General features: G+C 69.7%; 15 protein-coding genes and 1 riboswitch. Of the genes, 12 read left to right on the forward strand and 3 right to left on the reverse strand.

Going from position 1 to position 25025, the window contains the following annotated elements; all coding sequences use genetic code 11:
* Window positions 1-68 precede the first annotated feature (68 nt).
* Entirely contained in the window at window positions 69-647 is a 579-nt protein-coding gene (locus IEY79_RS20675; protein WP_189109035.1) for a DUF485 domain-containing protein, read from the forward strand.
* Complete coding sequence (locus IEY79_RS20680) at window positions 644-2302, forward strand: solute symporter family protein (protein ID WP_189109036.1); 1659 nt, start codon at window positions 644-646, stop codon at window positions 2300-2302. The genes IEY79_RS20675 and IEY79_RS20680 overlap by 4 nt, the downstream gene beginning before the upstream one ends.
* A gap of 13 nt (window positions 2303-2315) precedes the next feature.
* Here the strand turns inward: IEY79_RS20680 and IEY79_RS20685 are convergent, their stop codons facing one another.
* Together IEY79_RS20685 and IEY79_RS20690 are read right to left on the reverse strand one after the other, a co-directional pair.
* Window positions 2316-2996, reverse strand: coding sequence for a response regulator (locus IEY79_RS20685; RefSeq protein WP_189109037.1), 681 nt, complete (start codon window positions 2994-2996; stop codon window positions 2316-2318).
* The gene (locus IEY79_RS20690; RefSeq protein WP_189109038.1) at window positions 2993-4717 is read right to left on the reverse strand and encodes a sensor histidine kinase; all 1725 of its coding nucleotides are present in this window, start codon (window positions 4715-4717) and stop codon (window positions 2993-2995) included. The genes IEY79_RS20685 and IEY79_RS20690 overlap by 4 nt, the downstream gene beginning before the upstream one ends.
* 344 nt (window positions 4718-5061) lie before the next feature.
* Between IEY79_RS20690 and IEY79_RS20695 the strand changes: the two genes are divergently transcribed.
* From IEY79_RS20695 to IEY79_RS20730, 8 genes are all read left to right on the forward strand, one after another.
* Window positions 5062-9348: a discoidin domain-containing protein gene (locus IEY79_RS20695; RefSeq protein WP_189109039.1), complete on the forward strand. Its 4287-nt coding sequence runs from the start codon at window positions 5062-5064 to the stop codon at window positions 9346-9348.
* Between the two features lie 148 nt (window positions 9349-9496).
* The gene (locus IEY79_RS20700; RefSeq protein WP_189109040.1) at window positions 9497-10504 is read left to right on the forward strand and encodes a LacI family DNA-binding transcriptional regulator; all 1008 of its coding nucleotides are present in this window, start codon (window positions 9497-9499) and stop codon (window positions 10502-10504) included.
* 290 nt (window positions 10505-10794) lie between these two features.
* A complete protein-coding gene (locus tag IEY79_RS20705) occupies window positions 10795-12216 on the forward strand; it encodes an ABC transporter substrate-binding protein (RefSeq protein ID WP_189109041.1) in 1422 nt (473 codons plus the stop codon).
* Between the two features lie 126 nt (window positions 12217-12342).
* Window positions 12343-13302 (forward strand): carbohydrate ABC transporter permease, encoded by a 960-nt coding sequence (locus IEY79_RS20710; RefSeq protein WP_189109042.1) that lies wholly within the window; start codon window positions 12343-12345, stop codon window positions 13300-13302.
* Window positions 13303-13317: 15 nt separating this feature from the next.
* Window positions 13318-14247 (forward strand): carbohydrate ABC transporter permease, encoded by a 930-nt coding sequence (locus IEY79_RS20715; RefSeq protein ID WP_189109043.1) that lies wholly within the window; start codon window positions 13318-13320, stop codon window positions 14245-14247.
* 118 nt (window positions 14248-14365) lie between these two features.
* A complete protein-coding gene (locus IEY79_RS20720) occupies window positions 14366-16015 on the forward strand; it encodes a glycoside hydrolase family 13 protein (RefSeq protein WP_189109044.1) in 1650 nt (549 codons plus the stop codon).
* 119 nt (window positions 16016-16134) lie between these two features.
* A complete protein-coding gene (locus IEY79_RS20725) occupies window positions 16135-17910 on the forward strand; it encodes a glycosyl hydrolase family 28-related protein (protein ID WP_229700997.1) in 1776 nt (591 codons plus the stop codon).
* A 108-nt stretch (window positions 17911-18018) separates the two neighbouring features.
* Entirely contained in the window at window positions 18019-19122 is a 1104-nt protein-coding gene (locus IEY79_RS20730; protein WP_189109045.1) for a CobW family GTP-binding protein, read from the forward strand.
* Window positions 19123-19139: 17 nt separating this feature from the next.
* On the opposite strand, the gene IEY79_RS20735 is transcribed toward IEY79_RS20730, so the two are convergent.
* Window positions 19140-21590: a DNA gyrase/topoisomerase IV subunit A gene (locus IEY79_RS20735; protein ID WP_189109046.1), complete on the reverse strand. Its 2451-nt coding sequence runs from the start codon at window positions 21588-21590 to the stop codon at window positions 19140-19142.
* Between the two features lie 313 nt (window positions 21591-21903).
* Here IEY79_RS20735 and IEY79_RS20740 point away from each other — a divergent pair, with 313 nt between their 5' ends.
* Together IEY79_RS20740 and IEY79_RS20745 are read left to right on the forward strand one after the other, a co-directional pair.
* Entirely contained in the window at window positions 21904-23265 is a 1362-nt protein-coding gene (locus IEY79_RS20740; protein WP_189109128.1) for a M16 family metallopeptidase, read from the forward strand.
* 17 nt (window positions 23266-23282) lie between these two features.
* Entirely contained in the window at window positions 23283-24650 is a 1368-nt protein-coding gene (locus tag IEY79_RS20745; RefSeq protein ID WP_189109129.1) for a M16 family metallopeptidase, read from the forward strand.
* A gap of 203 nt (window positions 24651-24853) precedes the next feature.
* A riboswitch (cyclic di-AMP (ydaO/yuaA leader) is annotated at window positions 24854-25020 on the forward strand.
* Window positions 25021-25025: the final 5 nt, after the last annotated feature.

Below are 25025 nucleotides of genomic sequence, written 5' to 3' on the forward strand. Positions count from 1 at the left end.
GGGATCTTCCCGATCTGCCCATCCTTGGGGCGCGGCCGAAACGGCTCGCTGACAAGGAGAGTTGACCGGTGGAGAAGCAGGAAGGGCGCGACGCCGCAGCAGTGCGGACCGACGACCCCTGGTACGACGCACTGGCCTCCGGCTGGGGCGAACTGGACGGTACGGGCACGCCGACGACGCCCGTCGCACCGGCTCCCGTCGCGGCGACGGAGCACGAACCCCGCGCGGCCGAGATCTATCTGGAGGTCCAGCGGAGCGCGGCTTTTCAGGAGGTACGCAGCCGCTACCGCCGGTTCGTCGTGCCGGCCACGCTCGCCTTCCTGGCCTGGTACCTGGCGTATGTCGTCGCCGCGACCACGGCGCCCGAGCTGATGGCGCGCCCGGTGGCGGGGGCCGTGAACGTGGCGATGGTCGCCGGGCTCGGCCAGTTCCTCAGCACCTTCCTGCTGACCTGGGCGTACTCGCGCCATGCCCGGCTGCACCGGGACCGGGACGCGCTCGACCTGCGCTGGAGCGTCTTCGACCGCACGAGGGCACAGGAACAGCACAGGACGCGGGAACACGACAGGACGCGGGAACAGCACGGGCCCCCGGAGCGCCGCGAGACACAGCACCGGCACACGGCGCGGGCGGGGGAGCGGCGATGAGCGGCGACCACCAGACCCTGGCACTACTGCTGTTCAGCGCCTTCGTCGCCGTCACCCTCGGCATCACCACATGGGTGGGCCGCGACCGGCACGGCTCGGCGGAGGAGTTCTACACCGGCGGACGGCTCTTCTCTCCCATGGAGAATGGTTTCGCCATCGCCGGTGACTACATGTCCGCCGCCTCCTTCCTCGGTATCTCCGGCCTCATCGCCCTCTTCGGCTACGACGGCATGCTCTACTCTGTCGGCTTCCTCGTCGCCTGGCTCGTCGTCCTGCTGCTCGTGGCCGAACTCGTACGCAACTGCGGCCGGTTCACGCTGGCCGACGTCGTCGCCGCGCGGATGCGGGAGCGCCCGGTCAGGATCGCGGCGGGAACTTCCTCCGTCGCCGTCTCCGTTCTGTATCTGGTCGCGCAGATGGTCGGGGCGGGCAGCCTGGTCGCGCTGCTGCTGGGCGGTACGAGCGAGGCGGCGCGCTCGTGGACGGTGATCGGCGTGGGCGCGCTGATGGTCGTCTACGTGACGCTGGGCGGGATGCGGGCCACCACCTGGATCCAGATCGTCAAGGCCGTGCTGCTGATGGCCGGCACGGTCGCGCTGACAGTTTTCGTACTGCTCCGTTTCCACGGCGACTTCAACGCGCTGCTCACCACCGCGGCCGAACGGAGCGGCCACGGAAAGGAGTTCCTGTCGCCGGGGCTCGCCTACGGCGGGGGCTGGACCGCGCGCTTCGACTTCATCAGTCTGGGGCTCGCCCTGGTGCTCGGTACGGCCGGACTGCCGCACATCCTCTCCCGCTTCTACACCGTGCCGACCGCCCGCGCCGCGCGCCGCTCGGTCGTCTGGTCCATCGGGCTGATCGGCGGCTTCTATCTGATGACGATCGTGCTCGGCTTCGGCGCCGCCGCCGTGGTCGGCACCGACGAGGTGCGCGCGTCCAGCGCGGCGGGGAACACGGCGGTGCCGCTGCTCGCGCTGGACCTCGGCGGCGGCGCGGGTTCCACCGGCGGCACGGTCCTCTTCGCGGTGGTCGCGGCGGTCGCCTTCGCGACGATCCTCGCCGTCGTCGCGGGCATCACGCTCGCCTCGTCGGCCTCCGTCGCGCACGACCTCTACGCCTCGCTCAAGCGGCCCCGGCGCGCGGGAAAGCCGCACGCCAGGTCCCACGCCACGCCTCATCCCAAGCCCAGCGCGAAGTCCCGCGCCAAGCCGCGCGGCGAGGTCGCCGTGGCCAGGTTCGCGGCGGCCGGAATCGGTGCCGTGGCCATCGCGCTCGGGCTGCTCGCCCGCGACCTCAATGTGGCTTTCCTCGTCGGACTCGCCTTCGCCGTCGCGGCCTCGGCCAATCTGCCCGTCCTGCTCTACTCGCTGTTCTGGCGGAACTTCACCACGCGCGGTGCCGTCTGGTCGGTCTACGGAGGCCTGGTGCCGGCCGTGCTGCTCGTGGTGTTCTCACCGGTCGTCTCCGGGAGCCCCGGGGCGATGTTCCCCGGCGTGGACTTCCATGTCTTCCCGCTCCAGAATCCGGGCCTGGTCTCGATCCCGCTAGGCTTCCTGGCGGGCTGGATCGGCACGGTCCTCTCCCGCGAACCCGCGGACGAGGCCAAGCACGCGGAGTCCGAGGTGCGTTCGCTCACCGGTGCGGGCGCCGTCTGACGGGCGCCCCGGGTCAGCCGCTCGCCGCCCACGCGTACCGGTGCTCGGGGCGGCCCGTCTCGCCGTACCGGAGGCTGAGCCGTACCCGCCCCGCCCGCTCCAGCAGTTTGAGATACCGCTGCGCCGTCTGCCGGCTCATGCCCGCGCTCTCGGCGATCTCGTGCGCCGAGAGCGGGCCTTCGGCGCCGAGCAGCACCTGGCGTACCACCTCGGCGGTGCTCGGCGAGTGGCCCTTGGGCAGTTGGGGCGGCGCCGCGGACGCCGACAGTGCCCCGAACATCCGGTCCACATCGGCCTGTTCGGCCTCACCGCCGCCCTCCACCGCGCGTCGCAGCGTCGCGTACGCCTCCAGTTTGGTGCGCAGCCCGGCGAAGCCGAACGGTTTGACCAGGTACTGGAGCGCCCCGTGGCGCATCGCCGACTGGACCGTGGCGACGTCGCGCGCCGCCGTCACCATGATCACGTCGGTCCGGTGGCCGAGCCCGCGCAGTTCGCGTACCACCGAGAGGCCGTTGCGGTCGGGCAGATAATGGTCGAGAAGGATCAGGTCGACGGGCCGCTCGGCGAGCCGGGTGAGCGCCTCCGTCCCCGAATGCGCCTTGGCGACGACCCGGAATCCGGCAACTTTCGCCACATAGGCGGTGTTGATGTCGGCGACCCGGATGTCGTCGTCCACGACCAGTACGTCGATCATCGTGTCTCTCCTGTGGTGACGGGCCCGCCCGGATCGCGCAGGGGACCACCGTCCGGCGGCGCGCCGTCCCCCGCCGCGTCGCGTACGTCGCCCCCCGCCGCACCCGTCTCCTCGGCCAGTGCCTCGGGCAGTACGACGGTGAACTCCGCTCCGCCGTCGGCGGATTCGGTGACCCGCGCGCTGCCGCCCTGACGCTCGGCGAGCCGGCGCACCATGGCGAGGCCGAGCCCGCGCCTCCCGTGGGAGGGCGGGTCCTTCGTCGTCCAGCCCTCGGTGAAGACCAGTTCGCGCCGGTCCGGCGGGACCCCGGGGCCGCTGTCGGAGATCCGCAGGACGACCGTACGGCCCTCGGCCCGTACCTCCACCTCGATGCGCGCGTCCTCGGAGCCGGCCGCCGCGTCCAGCGCGTTGTCCACGAGATTGCCCAGCACGGTGACCAGCCCCTGCGGGTCGACGACCCGGTCCGGCAGCAGGGTGGCGGGCGAGATGCGCAGCGAGACACCCCGCTCGGCGGCGACGGTGGCCTTGCCGACCAGCAGCGCCGCCGGCAGCGGGTCGTGGATCCGCTCGGTGACCTGCTCGGCGGTGGCCCGGTGGACCCCGACGACCTCGGTCACGAACTCCACCGCCTCCTCGTGCATCTCCAGCTCCAGCAGCCCCATCAGTGTGTGCATCCGGTTGGCGTGCTCGTGGTCCTGGGCCCGCAGCGCGTCGATGAGACCACGTGTGGCGTCCAGCTCCCGGCCCAGCTGTTCCAGCTCCGTACGGTCACGGAGTGTGGCGACCGCGCCGCCGTCGTCCGTCGGCATCCGGTTGGCGATGAGGACCCGTCCGCCGCTCACGGTCAGCAGGTCCTCGCCGGCCACCCGGCCCGCCAGCACGTCGGTGGTACGGCCGGGGCCGAGCACCGCGTCGAGGGGTTGTCCGGTGGCCTCGGACCCGAGGCCCAGCAGCCGCTGCGCCTCGTCGTTCATCAGCCGGATCCGGCCGGTCCCGTCGAGGGCGATCACTCCCTCGCGCAGGCTGTGCAGCATGGCCTCACGTTCCGCGAGCAGCGCCGAGATGTCGGAGAAGGCCAGGTCGTGGGTCTGGCGCTGAAGCCGTCTGGAGATCAGATAGGCGGCCAGCGCGCCGACGGCCAGGGCCCCGCCCGCGTACGCGAGGAGTCCGGGGATCGTCGCCAGCAGACGCGTCCGGACGCTGTCGTAGGCGATGCCCACCGAGACGGCGCCGATGATCTTCCCCGACTCGTCGCGGAGCGGGACCTTGCCGCGCGCCGAGCGGCCGAGGGTGCCGCTGTCGATCTCCATGACGTCCTTGCCGGCGATCGCCTCGCTGGGGTCCGTGGAGACGACCCGGCCGATCTGCCCGGTGTCGGTGTGTGACCAGCGGACGCCGCGTCTGTCCATGATCACGACATACTCGGCGCCGGTGGCCCGCCTGATGCGCTCGGCCTCCGCCTGCACCGGCCCGTCGACCGAGGGCCGCGACCCCAGCAGCGCGTCCGCGACCGGTTCGGACGCGGTCGTCTCGGCGATCGCCAGCGCCCTGCGCATGGCCTGGTCGTCGAGCTGATCGCTCAGCGGTCTGAGGAAGAGTCCCGTGGCGAGCACGGCGGTGCCGGCGGCGATGGCCAGCTGCATCAGCAGCACCTGCGAGAAGACGCGCCGTGGCCAGCCGAATCGCCGCCGTCGCTGCGGGGTCGTCGGTCCGGCGCTCATGCGTAGGAACGGTAGACCGCGCAGGTGCCTTTCTGAAATTTTCAGAATCACGCAAATGACTTACGTGTTTTGCGGCTCGCTTGCGGCCTGTCGAAACTTCCCTGGAAAGCTGACTGATAGGGCCTGGTGGGTCCGTCTTGGGCGTTTTCGAGCCAGAGAACGGCCGACTTGGTTCTGTCGGACTGGTGGACGCTCTCGCATTTCTCTGCAACTCTCTGACCGCACAACGCAAAAGATCCCTCTCGTCAGTGCAGAAACGCTTGTCGCACCAGCCAGGTGGCACCAGCCATGCAGACAGAGCCGCGCCTCGCCGCCCCCGCGCCGAGGCCGAAGATCGGGGATACATGAGATCTCACCGATGGAGATGGCGGGCGATCGCCGCCGCCGTCAGCACCAGTCTCCTGATGGTCGGCGTGCCGTCACTCACCGCTTCGGCGGCCGACGGCCCCAACATCGCCGCGGGCAGTACCGCGGCGGCGAGCAGCGCATCGAGCGACCACTCCGCCCGGATGGCCGCGGACGGCAACCAGTCGACGTACTGGCAGGGCTCCGGCAAGAGCCTCCCCCAGTGGGTCCAGACCGATCTGGGCTCCGCCGCCCGGATCGACCAGGTCACCCTGAAGCTCCCCGCGGACTGGAAGACCAGAAGGCAGACCCTCGCCGTCCAGGGCAGCGCCGACGGCACCAGCTTCGCGACCCTGAAGACCTCCGCCTCGTACACATTCAGTCCGGGCGAGGCCAACGAGGTCAGCATCTCGTTCCCCGCCACCCGGGCGCGTTTCGTCCGCGTGAACATCACCAAGAACTCCGTGGCGTCCGCGGGCCAGCTCGCCGAGCTCCAGGTCCACAAGGCCGCCGCGGCTTCGGTGAATCTGGCCGCCGGCCGGACGCTCACCGAGAGCAGCCACACCGAGGTGTACGCGGCGGCCAACGCCAACGACGGCAACAAGGGAAGCTACTGGGAGAGCCGTAACGGCGCCTTCCCGCAGTGGCTCCAGGCCGACCTCGGCTCCTCCGTGCGCGTCAACAGCGTCGTCCTGAAGCTCCCCGACGGCTGGGGCGCCAGAAGCCAGACCCTCAAGCTCCAGGGCAGCGCCAACGGCACGACGTTCACCGACCTGACCTCCTCGCAGGCGTACCAGTTCGCGCCCGGCTCCGGAAACACGGTGACGATCCCCTTCGACGCCACCACCACGCGCTACGTACGGGTCCTGGTCACCGCCAACTCCGTGCAGCCCGCCGCCCAGGTGTCCGAGCTGGAGATCTACGGCCCCGAGACGGGTGACACCCAGGCACCGACGGCGCCCGCCGAACTGGCGTACACCGAGCCCGCCTCCGGCCAGATCAGGCTGACCTGGAAGGCGTCGACCGACGACACCGCGGTCACCGGCTACGACATCTACGCCAACAACGTGCTGCGCACCAGCGTCGCCGGGAACGTCACCACCTTCACCGACACCCAGCCCGGCAACGCCGAGGTCTCGTACTACGTACGGGCCAAGGACGCGGCGGGCAACCAGTCGGGCAACAGCAACACCGTCACCCGCGGGCCGGCGGGCGGTGACACCCAGGCACCGACGGCGCCCACCGGTCTCGCCCACACCTCGCCCTCGCCCACCCAGGTCAGGCTGACCTGGCAGGCGTCGAGCGACAACACGGCGGTCACCGGGTACGAGATCTACGCCAACAACGTGCTGCGCGACACCGTCGCGGGCAACGTCCTGACCTTCACCGACACCCAGCCGGCCAGCACCACGGTCTCGTACTTCGTACGGGCCAGGGACGCGGCGGGCAACCGGTCGGGCAACAGCAACACGGTCGTACGCACCGGCAGCACCGGCTCGGTCTCCAACCTCGCCGTCGGCAAGCCGATCAGCGCCTCCTCCGTGGTCCACACGTTCGTCGCGGCCAACGCCAACGACAACTCGACGTCGACCTACTGGGAAGGCGCCGGGGGCAGTTACCCCAACACGCTGACCGTGAAGCTGGGCTCCAACGCCTCCACCGAGAGCGTCGTCGTCAAGCTCAACCCGGACAGCAGCTGGGGACCGCGTACCCAGAACATCCAGGTGCTGGGGCGCGAGCAGAGCGCCACGGGCTTCACCAGCCTGGCCGCCGCGAAGGACTACGCGTTCAGCCCGGCCTCCGGGAACCAGGTGACGATCCCGGTCTCCGGCAACGTCGCGGACGTCCAGCTCAGGTTCACCTCCAACACCGGTTCCGGTGCGGGCCAGGTGGCGGAGTTCCAGGTGCTCGGTGAGCCGGCACCCAACCCGGACCTCCAGGTCACGGCCGTGACCGCGGCCCCCGCCGAGCCGGTCGAGTCCAACCCGATCACGCTGTCGGCGACGGTACGCAACAACGGCACGGTCGCCGCCGCGGCGAGCTCGCTGGAATTCCGCCTCGGTGACTCCAAGGTCGGCACGGCGGCGGTGGGCACCCTCGCCCCCGGCGCGTCGGCGAACGTCAGCGCCGCGATCGGTCCGCGCGACGCCGGCAGCTACGAACTCAGCGCGGTCGCCGACGTGGCGGAAGCGGTCATCGAGCAGAACGAGACCAACAACACCTTCACCGCCGCGTCCCCGCTGGTGGTGAAGCCGGTCGCCAGCTCCGACCTGGTGGCGACCCTGGGCTCGTCCCCGTCCGCCCCGGCGGCCGGTGACACGGTCAACTTCTCCGTCACGGTCAAGAACCAGGGCACCGTCGCCTCCGCGGGCGGCAGCCACGGCATCACCCTGACCGTGCTCAACTCCGAGGGCGCCACGGTACGGACCCTCACCGGCGCGCACACCGGAGCCATCGCGGCGGGTGCCACCGCGGCGCCGGTCTCGCTCGGGACCTGGACCGCCGCCAACGGCTCGTACACCGTGAGGGTCGTCCTCGCGGACGACGCCAACGAGGTGCCGGTCAAGCGCGAGAACAACACCAGCACCCAGCCGCTCTTCGTCGGCCGAGGCGCCAACATGCCGTTCGACATGTACGAGGCCGAGGACGGCACGACCGGCGGCGGCGCGACGAAGGTCGGTCCCAACCGGACGATCGGCGACATCGCGGGCGAGGCATCGGGCCGCAGGGCCGTCAACCTCGACGCGACCGGCGAGTTCGTGGAGTTCACCACCCGGGCCAGCACCAACACCCTGGTGACCCGGTTCTCCATCCCCGACTCGGCGGGCGGCGGGGGCATCAACTCCACGCTCAACGTCTATGTGGACGGCGTCTTCCTCAAGGCGATCGACCTCACGTCCAAGTACGCCTGGCTGTACGGCGCCGAGGCGGGACCGGGCAACTCCCCGGGCCAGGGCGCGCCCCGTCACATCTACGACGAGGCGAACGTGATGCTGGGCAAGACCGTCCCGGCGGGCAGCAAGATCAAGCTGCAGAAGGACGCGGCCAACAACACCACCTACGCGATCGACTTCATCAACCTGGAGCAGGTCGCGCCGACCGCCAACCCGGACCCCGCCACGTACACGGTCCCGGCCGGCTTCACCCACCAGGACGTGCAGAACGCCCTGGACCGGGTCCGGATGGACAACACGGGCACCCTGAAGGGTGTCTACCTGCCCGCCGGTGACTACCAGACGGCCAGCAAGTTCCAGGTGTACGGCAAGCCCGTGCAGGTGATCGGCGCCGGTCCCTGGTACACCAAGTTCCACGCCCCGTCGACGCAGGACAACACCGACATCGGCTTCCGGGCCGAGGCCGCGGCCGCGGGTTCCTCGTTCAAGAACTTCGCGTACTTCGGCAACTACACCTCGCGCATCGACGGTCCGGGCAAGGTGTTCGACTTCTCGAACGTGCGCGACATCGAGATCGACAACATCTGGAACGAGCACATGGTGTGCCTCTACTGGGGCGCGAACACCGATGACATGACCATCAAGAACTCCCGTATCCGCAACATGTTCGCCGACGGCATCAACATGACCAACGGCAGCACCGGCAACCTCGTGACCAACAACGAGGCCCGGGCCACGGGAGACGACAGCTTCGCGCTCTTCTCGGCGATCGACGCCGGCGGCGCGGACATGAAGGACAACGTCTACGAGAATCTGACGTCGATCCTGACCTGGCGCGCGGCGGGTGTGGCCGTCTACGGCGGCTTCAACAACACCTTCCGCAACATCCACATCGCGGACACGCTCGTGTACTCGGGCATCACGGTCAGCTCCCTGGACTTCGGCTACCCGATGAACGGCTTCGGGACCGAGCCCACGACGATCGAGAACGTGTCGATCGTCAGAGCCGGCGGCCACTTCTGGGGCGGGCAGACATTCCCCGGAATCTGGCTGTTCTCCGCGTCCAAGGTGTTCCAGGGCATCCGGATCAACAACGTGGACATCGTCGACCCGACGTACAGCGGGGTCATGTTCCAGACCAACTACGTAGGAGGACAGCCGCAGTTCCCGATCAAGGACACCATCCTCAGTGACATCTCGATCACCGGTGCGAAGAAGAGCGGTGACGCCTACGATGCCAAGTCGGGCTTCGGGCTGTGGGCGAACGAGATGCCGGAGGCGGGGCAGGGTCCCGCGGTCGGTGAGGTCACGTTCAACGGTCTGAGGCTGAGCGGCAACGCTCTGGACGTGAAGAACACCACGCCCAACTTCAAGATCCATATCAACCCGTAGGACAGCGGCACACGGCGCGCGGCACCGCGCATCACAGGTGCGGGCGTCGGCATGGTGCCGCCCGGGGCTCCCGGGTGGCACCATGGCTGTGCTGGGACTTTACGCTGAGAAGTAAGTAGCTTGCATTGTTTGCGCTAGTCTTGCGTGTATGACGCGACGACTTGCTCAGGTGGCGAAGAAGGTTGGGGTCAGCGAGGCCACGGTCAGCCGGGTGCTCAACGGTAAGCCGGGAGTTTCCCAGGCCACACGCCAGTCCGTGCTGACCGCCCTGGACGTGCTGGGGTACGAGCGGCCCACGCAGCTGCGCGGCGAGCGTGCCAGACTGGTCGGCCTGGTCCTGCCCGAGCTGCAGAACCCGATCTTTCCCGCCTTCGCCGAGGTGATCGGCGGCGCGCTGGCGCAGCAGGGCCTGACGCCGGTCCTGTGCACACAGACCAAGGGCGGCGTCTCCGAGGCGGACTACGTCGAGCTGCTGCTCCAGCAGCAGGTGTCCGGGGTCGTCTTCGCCGGTGGTCTCTTCGCCCAGGCCGACGCTCCCCACGAGCACTACCGCCAGCTCCACGAGCGCAAGATCCCGGTCGTGCTCATCAACGCGCCCATAGAGAACCTGGACTTCCCCACGATCTCCTGCGACGACGCCGTCGCCGTCGAGCAGGCGTGGCGGCATCTGGCATCACTGGGCCACAAGCGCATCGGGCTCGTCCTCGGCCCTGCCGACCACGTCCCGTCGCGGCGCAAGCTCGCCGCCGCCCTCGCGGCCGTGAAGGCGGCGGGGGAGTCCCTGCCGGACGAGTTCATCGAGCGGTCGATGTTCTCCCTGGAAGGCGGACAGGCCGCCGCCGCGCGGCTGTTGGACCGCGGCGTCACCGGCATCATCTGCGCGAGTGACCCGCTGGCGCTCGGAGCCGTACGGGCGGCCCGCCGGCGCGGTCTGGACGTCCCGGGGGAGGTCTCCGTCGTCGGGTACGACGACTCGGCCTTCATGAACTGCACCGAGCCCCCGCTGACGACGGTCCGTCAGCCCATCGAGGCCATGGGGCGGGCGGCGGTCGAGTTGCTGTGCGCCCAGATCCAGGGTGGCGCCGTGCCGCCCGGCGAGCTGCTGTTCGAGCCGGAGCTGGTCGTACGCGGCTCCACGGCGCAGTCGCCGCGTTAGGCCTCCTCCACGTGCCCGGCGGGCGCCGCACCGGCCCCGTACGGCCCTTGCAAGCCCCTTCCAGGGCCCCCTCGGGGGCCCTGTGGCAGTCCTGAGGGCCCTGTCTGACAAATCCCGCCCTGTCCAACTCCGGGCCCCCGCACGGGTCGTGGCCGATGCGGAAGGCTGTCAAACTTTTACGAAAACGGCGCGAGATCTTGCGGTCCCCTGTCGACGGTGGTTGAGTGTGCCGCGCCCCGGCAGAGTTTCAGCCGTGGGCCTTCCACGCTCATGCCCGAAGGGGACCATCGATGAGAAGTGCTGGGTTCCGCCGTAATCGCCGTATCGACCGCACCGCCGCGGCCGCCATTGTCACCGTGCTCGCCCTGACTCTCGCCGCCTGCGGCACGAGCAGCAGCAGCAGCGACGACGACGGCGACTCCGGCGGCGGGTCGTCAGACCCGTCAGCGCCGTTGGACCCGAAGGCGAAGGTGACGCTCTCGATCGACTGCATGCCGCCCGCCGCGAAAGCCGCGGAGCTGAAGGAGTGGAACGAGGACGTCAAGGAGTTCAACAAGACGTACCCGAACGTCAAGATCAACGGGAAGTCCACGCCGGGCCAGTGTCTGGAGCCGCCGCGCTTCACCGCGATGCTCAAGGCGAAGTCCCAGCCCGACGTCTACTACACCTACTTCACCGACCTCCAGCAGGTGCTCGACAACGACGGCGCCGAGGACATCTCGGCCTACGTCAACGACAAGTCCGTGCCCGCGCTGAAGGACATCGACCCCAACGTCCTGGACGTGCTGAAGCAGGACGGCAAGCTCTACGGTCTGCCGACCAGCAACTACACCATGGGTCTGCTGATCAACCGGAAGCTCTTCGAGGAGGCCGGGCTGGACCCCAACTCGCCTCCCACCACCTGGGAAGAGGTCCGTACGGCCTCCGACAAGATCGCCGAGCTCGGCGGCGGGGTCTCCGGCTTCGGCGAGTACAGCGCCGGCAACAACGGCGGCTGGCACTTCACCGCCTCGATCTACGGCCTCGGCGGCGATGTCGTCGACTCCACCGGCAAGAAGGCGGCGTTCAACACCCCGCTGGGCAAGCAGGTCCTGGAGAACCTCCGCGCGATGCGCTGGGACGACGACAGCATGGGCAAGACCCAGCTGCTCAAGTGGGGCGACCTGCAGAAGCAGATAGCCACCGACAAGCTGGGCATGTTCCTCGCGGCGCCCGACGACATCACGTACATGGTCCAGCAACTCGGCGCCAAGTACGAGAACTTCGGCATGGGCCCGATCCCCGGCGCCAAGGCGACCCTCTTCGGCGGCAACAACTACATGATCAAGAAGGGCAGTTCGCCCGACAAGATCAAGGCCGGCATCGCCTGGCAGAACTTCAAGTTCCTCACGCCGGGCAAGGGCCAGTTCGAGTGGGAGCGCAGCAAGGCCGACAAGCTCCCCGTCGGACTGCCGCAGCCGAACTTCTGGCTCGGTGAGTCCAAGGCCAAGGACGACGCGCAGCGCAGCGAGCACGCCACGATGCCGGTCGAGAACTTCAAGCCCTTCATGGACAACCCGGTCAAGGGCAAGGCCGAGCCGCCGAAGGCGCAGGAGATCTACAAGATCCTCGACGTCGCGATGTCGGGAGTGCTGACCAACGAGGACGCGGACATCGACAAGCTCCTGTCGACCGCCGAGCAGCAGGTCAACCAAGTCCTGGCGACTCAGTAACGGACGTGCGGGGCCGGGTCACGCGGACCCGGTCCCGCGACGGGCCTGCCCTTCCGGCCGGCCCCGTACCCCAACTCCGTCCGTCTGCGAGCCAACGAGTCTGCGCACCGGCACCGAGGAGAGACCATGTCGGCCCCCACCCTGTCCAAGAGCGAGGCGACCCCGTCCCGCACCGGACGCCCCGGCTCCAACCGGACGGACTCCGCCCGCGAGGAGTTCATGCGGTCCGTACGCCGCAATCTCTCGGCGCACGGGTTCCTGATCGGAGCCGTACTCTGCTTCTCGTTCTTCTCCTGGTATCCGATGGTCAGGGAATTCATCCTGGCCTTCCAGAAGAACGAGAACGGAAAGACCACCTGGGCCGGCTGGTCCAACCTCACGTACATCTTCAACGACCCCGCCTTCTGGCAGGCCTGGCGCAACACGCTGCTCTTCACCGCACTCGCGCTGCTCCTCGGATTCGTCGTCCCGTTCGTCATCGCCGTCGTACTCAACGAATTCCGGCACGGCCAGGGATATCTGCGGCTGCTCGTCTATCTCCCGGTGATGCTTCCGCCGGTCGCCTCCGTGCTGCTCTTCAAGTACTTCTACGACCCCGGATACGGCCTGTTCAACCGCATCCTGGAAGTCTTCGGCCTGCCCGCCCAACAGTGGCTCCAGGACACCGACACGGCCATGCTCTCCGTGGTCATCGCGGCGACCTGGATGAACATGGGCGGCGCGACCCTGATCTATCTCGCCGCTCTCCAGGGAATTCCGGGTGAGCTGTACGAGGCGGCCGAACTCGACGGCGCGGGAATCCTCCGCAAGATCTGGCACGTCACCATCCCGCAGACCAAGCTCATCCTCTCGCTGATGCTGCTCATGCAGATCATCGCGACGATGCAGGTCTTCACCGAACCGTTCCTGCTCACCAACGGGGCGGGGCCGGAGGGATCGACGACGACGGTCGTCTATCTCATCTACCAGTACGCGTTCAACTTCAACAACTACGGCAGTGCGGCGGCACTGGGACTCGTCCTGCTCGTACTCCTCGCGGGTTTCTCCGCGGTGTACGTACGGCTCAGCCGCAGCAGCGAAGACTAGGAGGGGAGAGTAGGCATGACAGCGAACACGCTCATACCCCGGCGCAAGCGGGAAGCCACCGTCGAAGTGGCCCGCCCGCGGACCCTGATCTCACCGGCCCAACTCGGCAGATCGCGCGGCAGGACGGTCTACTGGATCGTCTTCGCCCTGGTGGTCCTCCTCTTCACCCTGGTCTTCCTCGGGCCGCTCTACTGGATGGTCACCGGCGGACTCAAGACCACCCAGGAAGTGGTGCAGAGCCCGCCGACGGCCTTCCCCACCTCCATGCATCCGGAGAACTACGAGCAGGCCTGGAAGGTCATGGACCTGGCCAAACTGCTCTTCAACACCCTGTACTACGCGTTCGGCGCGCTCGCCTTCCAGCTGATCTTCGACGTGGCCGCCGCCTACTCGCTCTCCAAGCTGCGGCCGATCTTCGGCAAGGCCATCCTCGGGCTGATGCTGATGACGCTGATGATCCCGGCCACCGTCCTCGTCGTACCCCAGTACCTGACGGTGCTCGACGTACCGATCGTCGAACGGAATCTGCTCAACTCGCCCTGGGCGATCTGGCTGCCGTCCGTCACCAACGCCTTCAACATCTTCCTGCTCAAGAGATTCTTCGACTCGATCCCGCGGGAGCTGCTGGACGCGGCGGCCATCGACGGGGCGTCGGCGATGCGCACCCTGAGATCCGTGGTGCTGCCGATCTCCCGGCCGATCCTCGGAGTCGTGTCGATCTTCGCGGTCGTGGGCGTCTGGAAGGACTTCCTCTGGCCCATGCTCACGCTGCCCGACCCGAGCAAACAGACCCTGAACGTGGGCATCTACTCGCTCGCGAGCGGGGTACCGGAGAACGTCCTGATCGCCGCGCTCACCATCGCGTCGGTCCCGACGCTGCTCATCTTCCTGCTGTTCCAGCGCAACATCATGAGCGGTCTGACCGCGGGCGGCCTCAAGGGCTGATCGTCCTCTCCGCTCCCTGTCTCACTCCCCACCAGCACTCCGCCGCCGGCCCACTCACCCAGCGCCCCGTTGTCCGGGGGCCGGCGGCGGAGTCCCACCTGCCCGAAAGGACCGTCACGTGGCAGCCAACCAGCCGGCCGAGGCCACCGTCGAATGGTGGCGCGACGCCGCCATCTACCAGGTCTATGTACGCAGCTTCGCCGACGGCGACGGCGACGGCACCGGTGATCTCGCCGGCGTGCGGTCCAGGCTGCCGTATCTCGTGGAACTGGGCGTGGACGCACTGTGGTTCACGCCCTGGTATCTCTCGCCCCTCGCCGACGGCGGCTACGACGTGGCCGACTACCGGACCATCGACCCGGCCTTCGGTACCCTCGCCGAGGCGGAGAAACTGATCGCCGAGGCCCGTGAGCTGGGCATCCGCACGATCGTCGACATCGTTCCCAACCATGTGTCCGACCAGCACGTCTGGTTCAAGGCCGCGCTGGCCGCCGGTCCCGGCAGCCCCGAGCGCGAGCTCTTCCACTTCCGGAAGGGACGCGGGGCGGACGGCGAACTCCCCCCGAACAACTGGGTGTCCGAGTTCGGCGGCGTCCCCTGGACCCGGCTGGACGACGGCGACTGGTATCTCCACCTCTTCGCCACCGGGCAGCCCGACCTCAACTGGGCCCACCCGGCGGTGCGCCAGGAGCACGAGGACGTGCTGCGCTTCTGGTTCGACCGGGGTGTGACCGGTGTACGGATCGACTCGGCCGTCCTGCCCGCCAAGGACCCAGGACTGCCCGACTTCACGCCGGGCGTCGACGCCCACCCGTTCGTGGACCGCGACGAACTCCACGACATCTACCGCTCCTGGCGCGCCATCGCCGACGAGTACGGCGGCATCTTCGTCGGCGAGGTCTGGCTCCCCGACGCCGAGCGCTTCGCCCGCTATCTGCGCCCCGACGAGCTGCACACCGCCTTCAACCTCAGCTTCATGTCCTGTCCCTGGGACGCGGACCTGCTGCGGACCGCCATCGACGACACCCTCGCCGAGCACGCCCCGGTCGGCGCGCCGGCCACCTGGGTGCTCTGCAACCACGACGTCACCCGCACGGTGACCCGCTACGGGCGCGAGGACACCGGATTCGACTTCGCGGCGAAGGCCTTCGGCACCCCGACCGACCTGGAGCTGGGCACCAGACGGGCCCGCGCGGCGGCGCTGCTCTCGCTGGCGCTCCCCGGCGCCGTCTACGTCTACCAGGGCGAGGAACTCGGCCTGCCCGAGGCCGAGATCCCGCGTGACCGCATCGAGGATCCGATGCACTTCCGCTCCGGCGGGACGGATCCGGGCCGCGACGGCTGCCGCGTACCGCTGCCCTGGACGGCCGACGCGCCGTACGCCGGCTTCGGGGGAGACACCGAGCCGTGGCTGCCGCAGCCGGAGTCCTGGCCGAAGTACGCCGCCGACCTCCAGGCGGGTGACCCGCGGTCGATGCTCAGCCTCTACCGGCAGGCCCTGCGGCTGCGCCGTACGGAGCCCGGATTCGCGGTGGTCCGGGGGTCCGGGGACGCGGGCGTGCGGGACGCCGCCGGCGCGCAGCTGACCTGGCTGCCGTCCGGTCCCGGCGTGCTGTCCTTCACCCGTACCGACGGTCTGATCTGCGTCGTCAATCTCGCCGGGCCCCCCACGGAGCTCCCCGGCCACACAAGCGTTCTGCTGACCAGCGGCCCCCTGGACGACGAGGGGAGGCTGCCGCAGGACACCGCGGCCTGGCTGCGGAGCTGACTCCGCGGCCGAACCGTCCGCCCCTGTCCGTCCGCGAAGTGCCGCGGCCGGACGGGGTGGGCGGGAGGCGTAGGCCACCTGTCATCCCTCCGCCCCACAGGAAGGTGCAGGACCCGCACATGAACGCATATGTCAAGAACATGACAGCAAGGAACGCGGTGGTATCCGTCGCCACCGCCGTGGCCGTCGCGGCCACCGGACTCACCCTCGTCGCCCCCACGGCGACGGCCGAGCCCGCGGCCGGCCCCGCCCCGGCGGCCGTCGCCGCGGCCGGCGCGGCGCTCCCCTTCACCTCCGTCGAGGCGGAGAGCGCCACCACGAACGGAACGGCGATCGGCCCCGATTACACCCAGGGCACGCTCGCCTCGGAGTCGTCCGGCCGGCGCGCCGTCCAACTGGCCGCGGGCCAGAGCGTGGAGTTCACGCTCCCCGCCGCCGCGAACGCGGTGAACCTCGCGTACAGCGTCCCGGACGGCCGGTCCGGCACCCTTGCCGTGTACGTCGACGGCGAGAAGACCGACACGACGCTCGCGGTCACGTCCAAGTACTCCTACATCGACACCCCCTGGATCGCCGGCTCCAAGACGCACCACCTCCTCGACAACACCCGCGCGCTGCTCGGCCGGGACCTGTCCGCGGGCGCGAAGGTGAGGTTCGAGGCGAGCGTCCCGACCACGATCGACGTCGCCGACTTCGAGCAGGTCGCCGGGCCCGCCGGGGCCCCGTCCGGCGCGGTCTCGGTCGTCGACAAGGGCGCGGACCCGAGCGGTCAGGGGGACTCCACCCAGGCGTTCCGCGAGGCGATCGCCGCCGCGAGGGGAGGCGTCGTGTGGATCCCGCCGGGCGAGTTCAAGCTGACCCAGTCGCTCAGCGGCGTGGACGACGTCGAGCTACGGGGCGCGGGCAACTGGCACTCCGTGGTGCGCAGTTCGCGCTTCATCGACCAGTCGAGCGCCCCGGCCGGCAACGTGGGGCTGCACGACTTCGCCGTCATCGGCGAGGTCACCGAGCGCGTCGACAGCAACCCGGACAACTTCGTCAACGGCTCGCTCGGCCCGAACTCCCGTGTCTCCGGGATGTGGCTCCAGCACCTCAAGGTCGGCCTCTGGCTCACCGGGAACAACGACAACCTCGTCGTGGAGAGGAACCGCGTCCTGGACATGACGGCCGACGGGCTCAACCTGAACGGCACGGCCAACGGCGTACAGGTACGCGAGAACTTCCTGCGCAACACCGGCGACGACTCGCTCGCGATGTGGTCGCTCAACACCACCAACAGCTCCAGCACCTTCGCCAACAACACCATCTCGCAGCCCAACCTGGCGAACGGCATCGCGATCTACGGTGGCCGCGACATCACCGTCAAGGACAACCTGGTGCTCGACACCAACGCCCTGGGCAGCGGGATCGCGATCTCCAACCAGAAGTTCATGGACCCGTTCTTCCCGCTGGCCGGCACCATCACGGTCGCCGGGAACACCCTCGTACGCACCGGAGCGATGAACCCCAACTGGCAGCACCCCATGGGTGCGCTCCGGGTCGACGCGTACGACAGCGCCATCGAGGCGAATGTCAGCATCACCGGCACCACCGTCACCGACAGCCCCTACAGCGCCTTCGAGTTCGTCTCCGGCAGCGGAACGGGCAAGGCCGTCCGTAACGTGACCGTCGACGGCGCGACCGTCGACGGCGTCGGCACGGTCGTGGTACAGGCCGAGACACCCGGCGCGGTCACCTTCCGCGGCGTCACGGCGACGGACGTGGGCGCCGCCGGTAGTTACAACTGCCCGTACCCGGCGGGCAGCGGCACCTTCGAGATCACCGACGGCGGTGGCAACTCCGGCTGGGACACGGTCTGGGACGACTGCGCCACCTGGCCCGAGCCCGCCGAGTAGAGGACACCGCCGAACGCCCCGTGGCGGAGGCGCGCCTGCCCGCTCCTATCCTGGAGGGGGCAGGCGCACCGCTCTGCCCGGACCTCCCGAGGAAGACGGAGCGCGGTCTTGGATCCGAGCACGGCCGGCAGACAGATTCCGGTGGTCGTCCTCGCGGGCTTCCTCGGCTCCGGCAAGACGACCCTGCTCAACCACCTCCTGCGGCGCCGGGCCGGCAACCGCGTCGCGGTCGTCGTCAACGACTTCGGGGCCGTCGAGATCGACGCCATGACCGTCGCGGGCCAGGTCGGGTCCACGGTCTCCTTGGGCAACGGGTGTCTGTGCTGCGCCGTGGACGCGAGCGAACTGGACGGCTATCTGGAGCGGCTCAGCCGCCCCGCCGCCCGGATCGACATCATCGTCATCGAGGCGAGCGGCCTCGCCGAGCCGCAGGAACTCGTCCGGATGATCCTCGCCGGCGACAGCCCCCGCACGGTGTACGGCGGGCTCGTCGAGGTCGTGGACGCGGCCGAGTTCGACGCCACCCGCGAGCGCCACCCCGAGACCGACCGGCACCTCGCCATCGCCGACCTGGTCGTCCTGAACAAGACCGACCGCGTGACACCGGCCGAACACGAGCGCGTCCTCGGGGTGATCGGGGAGCTCGGGCCGGGGGCCGCGGTCGTCTCCGCGTCGTACGGGAGGATCGACCCGGGGCTGCTCTTCGACCCGGCCACGCGCCCCGCGGAGGAGGAGAAGGTCCGCCAGCTCTCCTTCGAGGACCTGTCGGCGGACGACGAGCCGGACCCCGCGCACCGTGCCGACCACGCGCACCATCCGCACGCCGCCTACGAGAGCGTGTCGTTCGACGAACCGGCCGCCATGGATCCGCGCCGGCTCATGACCTTCCTCGACTCACGGCCGGAAGGGCTCTACCGCGTCAAGGGCTTCGTGGACTTCGGCGCGGCCGACCCGGACAACCGGTACGCCGTCCACGCTGTCGGCCGCTTCCTGCGCTTCTACCCGGAGCCCTGGCCACGCGGCGCCGAGCGCCGCACACAGCTCGTGCTCATCGGGACAGGTATCGACCCCGACGCCCTGGCCAAGGAGCTGGCGGTCTGCGCCGTCAGCGGCACCGACGCCGGGACGGATCCGGGCGAGACCGCCATGTGGGGCGTCCTGCGTTACGTACGGTCGGAGCCGGCGGCCGATGAGGCCGCCGACCCGTTCTGACCCGCCGCGCTCCCGCGTCAGCTCGCCGGCCCCGCCAGGGACGCGACGACCGACGGCGGCGGCGTGCCCGAACCGTCCCTGCGCGGATCCGGCTCCGGCAGCTCGGCCGGTGAACCGTTCTTCAGCGCCGCCCGCGCCGGGGCCGCGCCCGCCCAGGCGAAGACCAGCACGTCCTCGCCCTTGAGGAAGCGCTGGCAGCGCACCCCGCCGGTGGCCCGGCCCTTGCGCGGGTACTGGTCGAACGGGGTGAGCTTCGCCGTCGTCTCCGAGTCGTCCAGCGTGCCCTGCGAACCCGCGACCGTGTAGACGACCCCGTCGCCCGCCGGGTCGACCGCCGTGAAGGAGATCACCGAGGCGCCGTCGGCCAGCTTGACGCCCGCCATGCCTCCGGCGGGCCGGCCCTGCGGCCTGACCTGCGAAGCCTGGTAGCGCAGCAGCTGGGCGTCGGAGGTGATGAAGACCAGATCCTCCTCGCCCGTACGCAGCTCGGCCGCGCCCACCACCCGGTCACCCTCCTTGAGGCTGATGACCTCCAACTCGTCCTTGTTGGACGGGTAGTCGGGGACGACGCGCTTGACGACACCCTGGAGCGTGCCCAGCGCGAGACCCGGCGAGGACTCGTCCAGCGTCGTCAGCGTGACCAGGTCCTCGTCCGGCTCCAGCGTCAGGAACTCCGCGAGCGGCGCCCCGCCCGCCAGATTCGGCGCCGACGCGGTGTCCGGCAGCTGCGGCAGGTCGATCACGTTGATCCGCAGCAGCCGTCCGGTCGAGGTGACCGCTCCGACCTCGCCGCGCGCCGTCGCCGGCACCGCCGAGATGATCACGTCGTGCTTGACCCGCCTGCCGTCGCCGCTGCCCAGCGGCCCGCCGTTGGCCGTACGCGCCAGCAGCCCCGTGGACGACATCAGCACCCGGCACGGGTCGTCGGCCACCTCCAGCGGCACCGCGGCGACCGGCGAACTGCCCGACTCCAGCAGGACCGTGCGCCGGTCGGTGCCGAACTTCTTGGCGACCGTGGCCAGTTCGGAGGAGACGAGCTTGCGCAGCTCGCCGTCCGACTCCAGGATCCCGGTCAGCTCGTCGATCTCGCCGTTCAGCCGGTCGCGCTCGCTCTCCAGCTCGATCCGGTCGAAGCGGGTGAGCCGGCGCAGCGGCGTGTCCAGGATGTACTGCGTCTGCACGTCGCTCAGCGAGAAGCGCTCGATCAGCCGCTCCTTGGCCTGCGCCGAGTTGTCGCTGGAGCGGATGAGGCGGATGACCTCGTCGATGTCGAGGAGCGCGACGAGCAGACCCTCGACCAGATGCAGCCGGTCGCGCCGCTTGGTCCTGCGGAACTCGCTGCGCCTTCGTACGACGGTGAACCGGTGGTCGAGATAGACCTCCAGCAGCTCCTTGAGCCCCAGCGTCAGCGGCTGGCCGTCCACCAGCGCCACGTTGTTGATGCCGAAGGTCTCCTCCATCGGCGTCAGCTTGTAGAGCTGCTCCAGCACGGCCTCGGGGATGAACCCGTTCTTGATCTCGATGACCAGGCGCAGCCCGTGCGCCCGGTCCGTGAGGTCCTTGACGTCGGCGATCCCCATGAGCTTCTTCGCCGAGACCAGGTCCTTGATCTTGGCGATCACCTTCTCCGGGCCGACCGTGAACGGCAGTTCCGTGACGACCAGGCCCTTGCGCCGCGCGGTGACGTCCTCCACGGCGACCGTCGCGCGGATCTTGAACGTCCCGCGCCCGTTCTCGTACGCGTCCTTGATGCCCTGGAGACCCACGATCCGGCCACCGGTGGGCAGGTCGGGCCCCGGCACGTACCGCATCAGCGTTTCCAGGTCGGCGCCCGGGTGCTTGATCAGATGCCGCGCGGCGGCGATGACCTCGCCCAGATTGTGCGGCGCCATGTTCGTCGCCATGCCGACGGCGATGCCGGAGGCGCCGTTGACCAGAAGATTCGGATACGCGGCCGGCAGCGTGACCGGTTCCTGCTCCTGGCCGTCGTAATTCGACTGGAAATCGACGGTGTCCTCGTCGATCGACTCCGTCATCAGTGACGTGGCGTCAGCCATCCGGCACTCCGTGTACCGCATGGCGGCCGGCGGGTCGTCGTTGCCGAGGGAGCCGAAGTTCCCGTGGCCGTCGACCAGCGGCAGCCGCATCGAGAACGGCTGCGCCATCCGGACGAGGGCGTCGTAGATCGACGCGTCCCCGTGCGGGTGCAATTTACCCATCACCTCGCCGACGACCCGGGCGCACTTCACATAGCCGCGGTCGGGGCGCAGGCCCATCTCGTTCATCTGGTACACGATGCGGCGGTGCACCGGCTTCATGCCGTCGCGGGCGTCCGGCAGGGCCCGGGAGTAGATCACCGAATACGCGTACTCAAGGAAGGAGCCCTGCATTTCATCGACCACGTCGATGTCGAGGATCTTCTCCTCGAAGTCCTCCGGCGGCGGGGTCTTCGTGCTGCGGCGGGCCATCGCTGCTGCGGCTCCTTCACAGGTCTGTGCGGGTCTGGGCGGGCAACTTCAGGAACTGACGCGGACCATTGTGGCCCGCCGGACCGACAACGCGGACCTCGACCCGTCGTTGAACCCTCCGGGACGCCCGTTCCGGCGGCGTCGGGTGAGTCGGCGAGGAGGCGGCGGTGAGCGGCGGACGGGCAGGTGGCGAGCCCTTTCGCAAGCCGTTGGCGAGTCGACGCCGCCTCCCCGGACACGGGAACTTCGCCACGGGTCGGCACGCTTGCATACAGTGGCAGGACTTCTCCACATCGCGATCGAAGGGACGTACATGCCCATGGGTCACACGGCCACAGCGCAGGCCGGTTCCGGCGGCCTGACAGCGACCGAGCACCGGCTCGCCAACGGACTGCGCGTGGTGCTCTCCGAGGACCACCTGACCCCGGTCGCCGCGGTCTGCCTCTGGTACGACGTCGGCTCACGCCACGAGGTCAAGGGCCGTACGGGCCTCGCCCACCTCTTCGAGCACCTGATGTTCCAGGGCTCGGAGCAGGTCAAGGGCAACGGTCACTTCGAGCTGGTGCAGGGCGCCGGCGGCTCCCTCAACGGCACCACCAGCTTCGAGCGCACCAACTACTTCGAGACCATGCCCACCCACCAGCTGGAGCTCGCCCTCTGGCTGGAGGCCGACCGCATGGGCTCGCTGCTCTCCTCCCTGGACGACGAGGGGATGGAGAATCAGCGCGACGTGGTGAAGAACGAACGCCGCCAGCGTTACGACAACGTGCCCTACGGCACCGCCTTCGAGCGCCTGACCGCGCTCTCCTACCCCGAGGGCCACCCCTACCACCACACCCCGATCGGCTCGATGGCCGATCTGGACGCGGCGACCCTCGACGACGCGCGGCAGTTCTTCCGTACGTACTACGCGCCGAACAACGCGGTGCTCTCCGTCGTCGGCGACATCGACCCCGAGCAGACCCTCGCCTGGGTGGAGAAGTACTTCGGCTCGATCCCCGGGCACGACGGCAAGCAGGCGCCGCGCGACGGCTCGCTGCCCGACATCATCGGGGAGCAGCTGCGCGAGGAGATCCACGAGGAGGTCCCGGCGCGCGCGCTGATGGCCGCCTACCGGCTGCCGCAGGACGGCACCCGCGAGGCCGACGCCGCCGACCTGGCGCTCACCGTCCTCGGCGGGGGCGAGTCCTCCCGTCTCCACAACCGCCTGGTGCGCCGCGACCGTACGGCCGTCGCCGCCGGATTCGGACTGCTGCGCCTGGCGGGCGCGCCCTCGCTCGGCTGGCTGGACGTGAAGACGTCCGGTGGCGTCGAGGTGCCCCAGATCGAGGCCGCGGTCGACGAGGAGCTGGCCCGGTTCGCGGCCGAAGGCCCCACGGGCGAGGAAATGGAGCGCGCCCAGGCCCAGTTGGAGCGCGAATGGCTCGACCGGCTCGGTACGGTCGCGGGCCGCGCGGACGAACTGTGCCGGTACGCGGTGCTGTTCGGCGACCCGCAGCTGGCACTGACCGCCGTCCAGCGGGTGCTGGACGTCACGGCCGACGAGGTACGCGCGGTGGCCGAGGCCCGGCTGCGCCCGGACAACAGGGCGGTGCTGGTCTACGAGCCGATCACCTCCGACGACGAGGACGCCGCCGACGAGACCACCGACGAGCACGAGGGGGCGGACCAGTGACCGACGCTGCCGTGACCATGGAGTTCCACCCGCAGCCGACGGCCGGAGAGGCCAGGCCCTGGGCGTTCCCCGCGCCCGAGCGCGGCGCGTTGCCCAACGGCCTGACGGTGCTGCGCTGTCACCGCCCCGGCCAGCAGGTGGTGGCCGTCGAGATCTCCCTCGCCGCCCCGCTGGAGGCCGAGCCCGAAGGCCTGGACGGCGTGGCCACGATCATGGCCCGCGCCCTGTCCGAGGGAACCGACAAGCACACCGCCGAGGAGTTCGCCGCCGAGCTGGAGCGCTGCGGCGCCACGCTCGACGCGCACGCCGACCACCCCGGCGTCCGGGTCTCCTTGGAGGTCCCGGTCTCCCGGCTGCCCAAGGCGCTCGGCCTGCTCGCCGACGCCCTGCGCGCACCGCTGTTCTCGGAGAGCGAGGTCGGCCGGCTCGTCACCAACAGGCTGGACGAGATCCCGCACGAGCAGGCCAACCCGGCCCGCCGCGCGGCGAAGCAGCTCTCCAAGGAGCTGTTCCCGGCCACCTCGCGCATGTCGCGCCCCCGCCAGGGCACCGAGGAGACCGTCGGACGCATCGACGCCAAGGGCGTCCGCGCCTTCTACGACGCGCATGTCCGCCCCGCCACCGCCACCGCGGTGATCGTCGGCGACCTCACCGGTGTCGACGTCGACGCCCTGCTCGCCGAGACCCTCGGCGACTGGACGGGCGACACCTCCGAGCCGCGTCCCGTGCCGCCGGTGACCGCCGACGACACCGGCCGTGTGGTGATCGTGGACCGGCCCGGAGCCGTACAGACCCAGCTCCTGATCGGCCGCGTCGGCCCCGACCGGCACGACCGCGTCTGGCCGGCCCAGGTGCTCGGCACGTACTGCCTGGGCGGCACGCTCACCTCCCGGCTCGACCGGGTGCTGCGCGAGGAGAAGGGCTACACGTACGGCGTGCGGGCCTTCGCGCAGGTGCTGCGCTCCGACCCGGACGGCACGGGTGCCTCCATGCTCGCCATCAGCGGCTCCGTGGACACGGAGTCGACCGGGCCCGCGCTGGACGACCTGTGGAAGGTCCTGCGTACGCTCGCGGCCGAAGGCCTGACGGACGCCGAGCGCGAGACGGCCGTGCAGAATCTGGTCGGGGTCGCCCCGCTGAAGTACGAGACGGCCGCGTCCGTCGCGGACACGCTCGCCGACCAGGTCGAGCAGCACCTCCCCGACGACTTCCAGGCGCGGCTGTACGCGCGCCTGGCCGAGACCGGCACGGTCGAGGCGACGGCCGCCGTCGTCAGCGCCTTCCCGGGCGACCGGCTCGTCACGGTGCTCGTCGGGGACGCGTCGGTGATCCGGGAGCCGATCGAGGCGCTGGGCATCGGCGAGGTGAAGGTCGTCACCGGCTGAGACGGAGCGCCCCGCAATACGGATAAAGGGAACCCCGGTGACGAACCCGTCACCGGGGTTCCCCCCTATGTCCGTATTCATGGGCGAGTTGCCCGAATGCCCTGTGGCGTGCGCTACAAAAGGGCCTGTCCGTTTGGTGATTGAAAGATGAACGCCTAGCGTCGGTCCGGCTGTTCGCCAGAGCCCGCCGCATTCGCGGCACCGGACAGCCATCGCCGAGTCCCCGTCAGGCGCGAGCCTGGGGAGCCGGGGACCCAATCGATGTCCCTGGGGTGAATCGGGGGCCTTCGCGCGATCCGCGGAGGAGCCCGTAGGAGACCTTCCTGCTCCGAACCCGTCAGCTAACCCGGTAGGCGAGAAGGAAGGAAAGGACCA

It is taken from the genome of Streptomyces camponoticapitis, assembly GCF_014646115.1.
GTDB lineage: Bacteria > Actinomycetota > Actinomycetes > Streptomycetales > Streptomycetaceae > Streptomyces > Streptomyces camponoticapitis.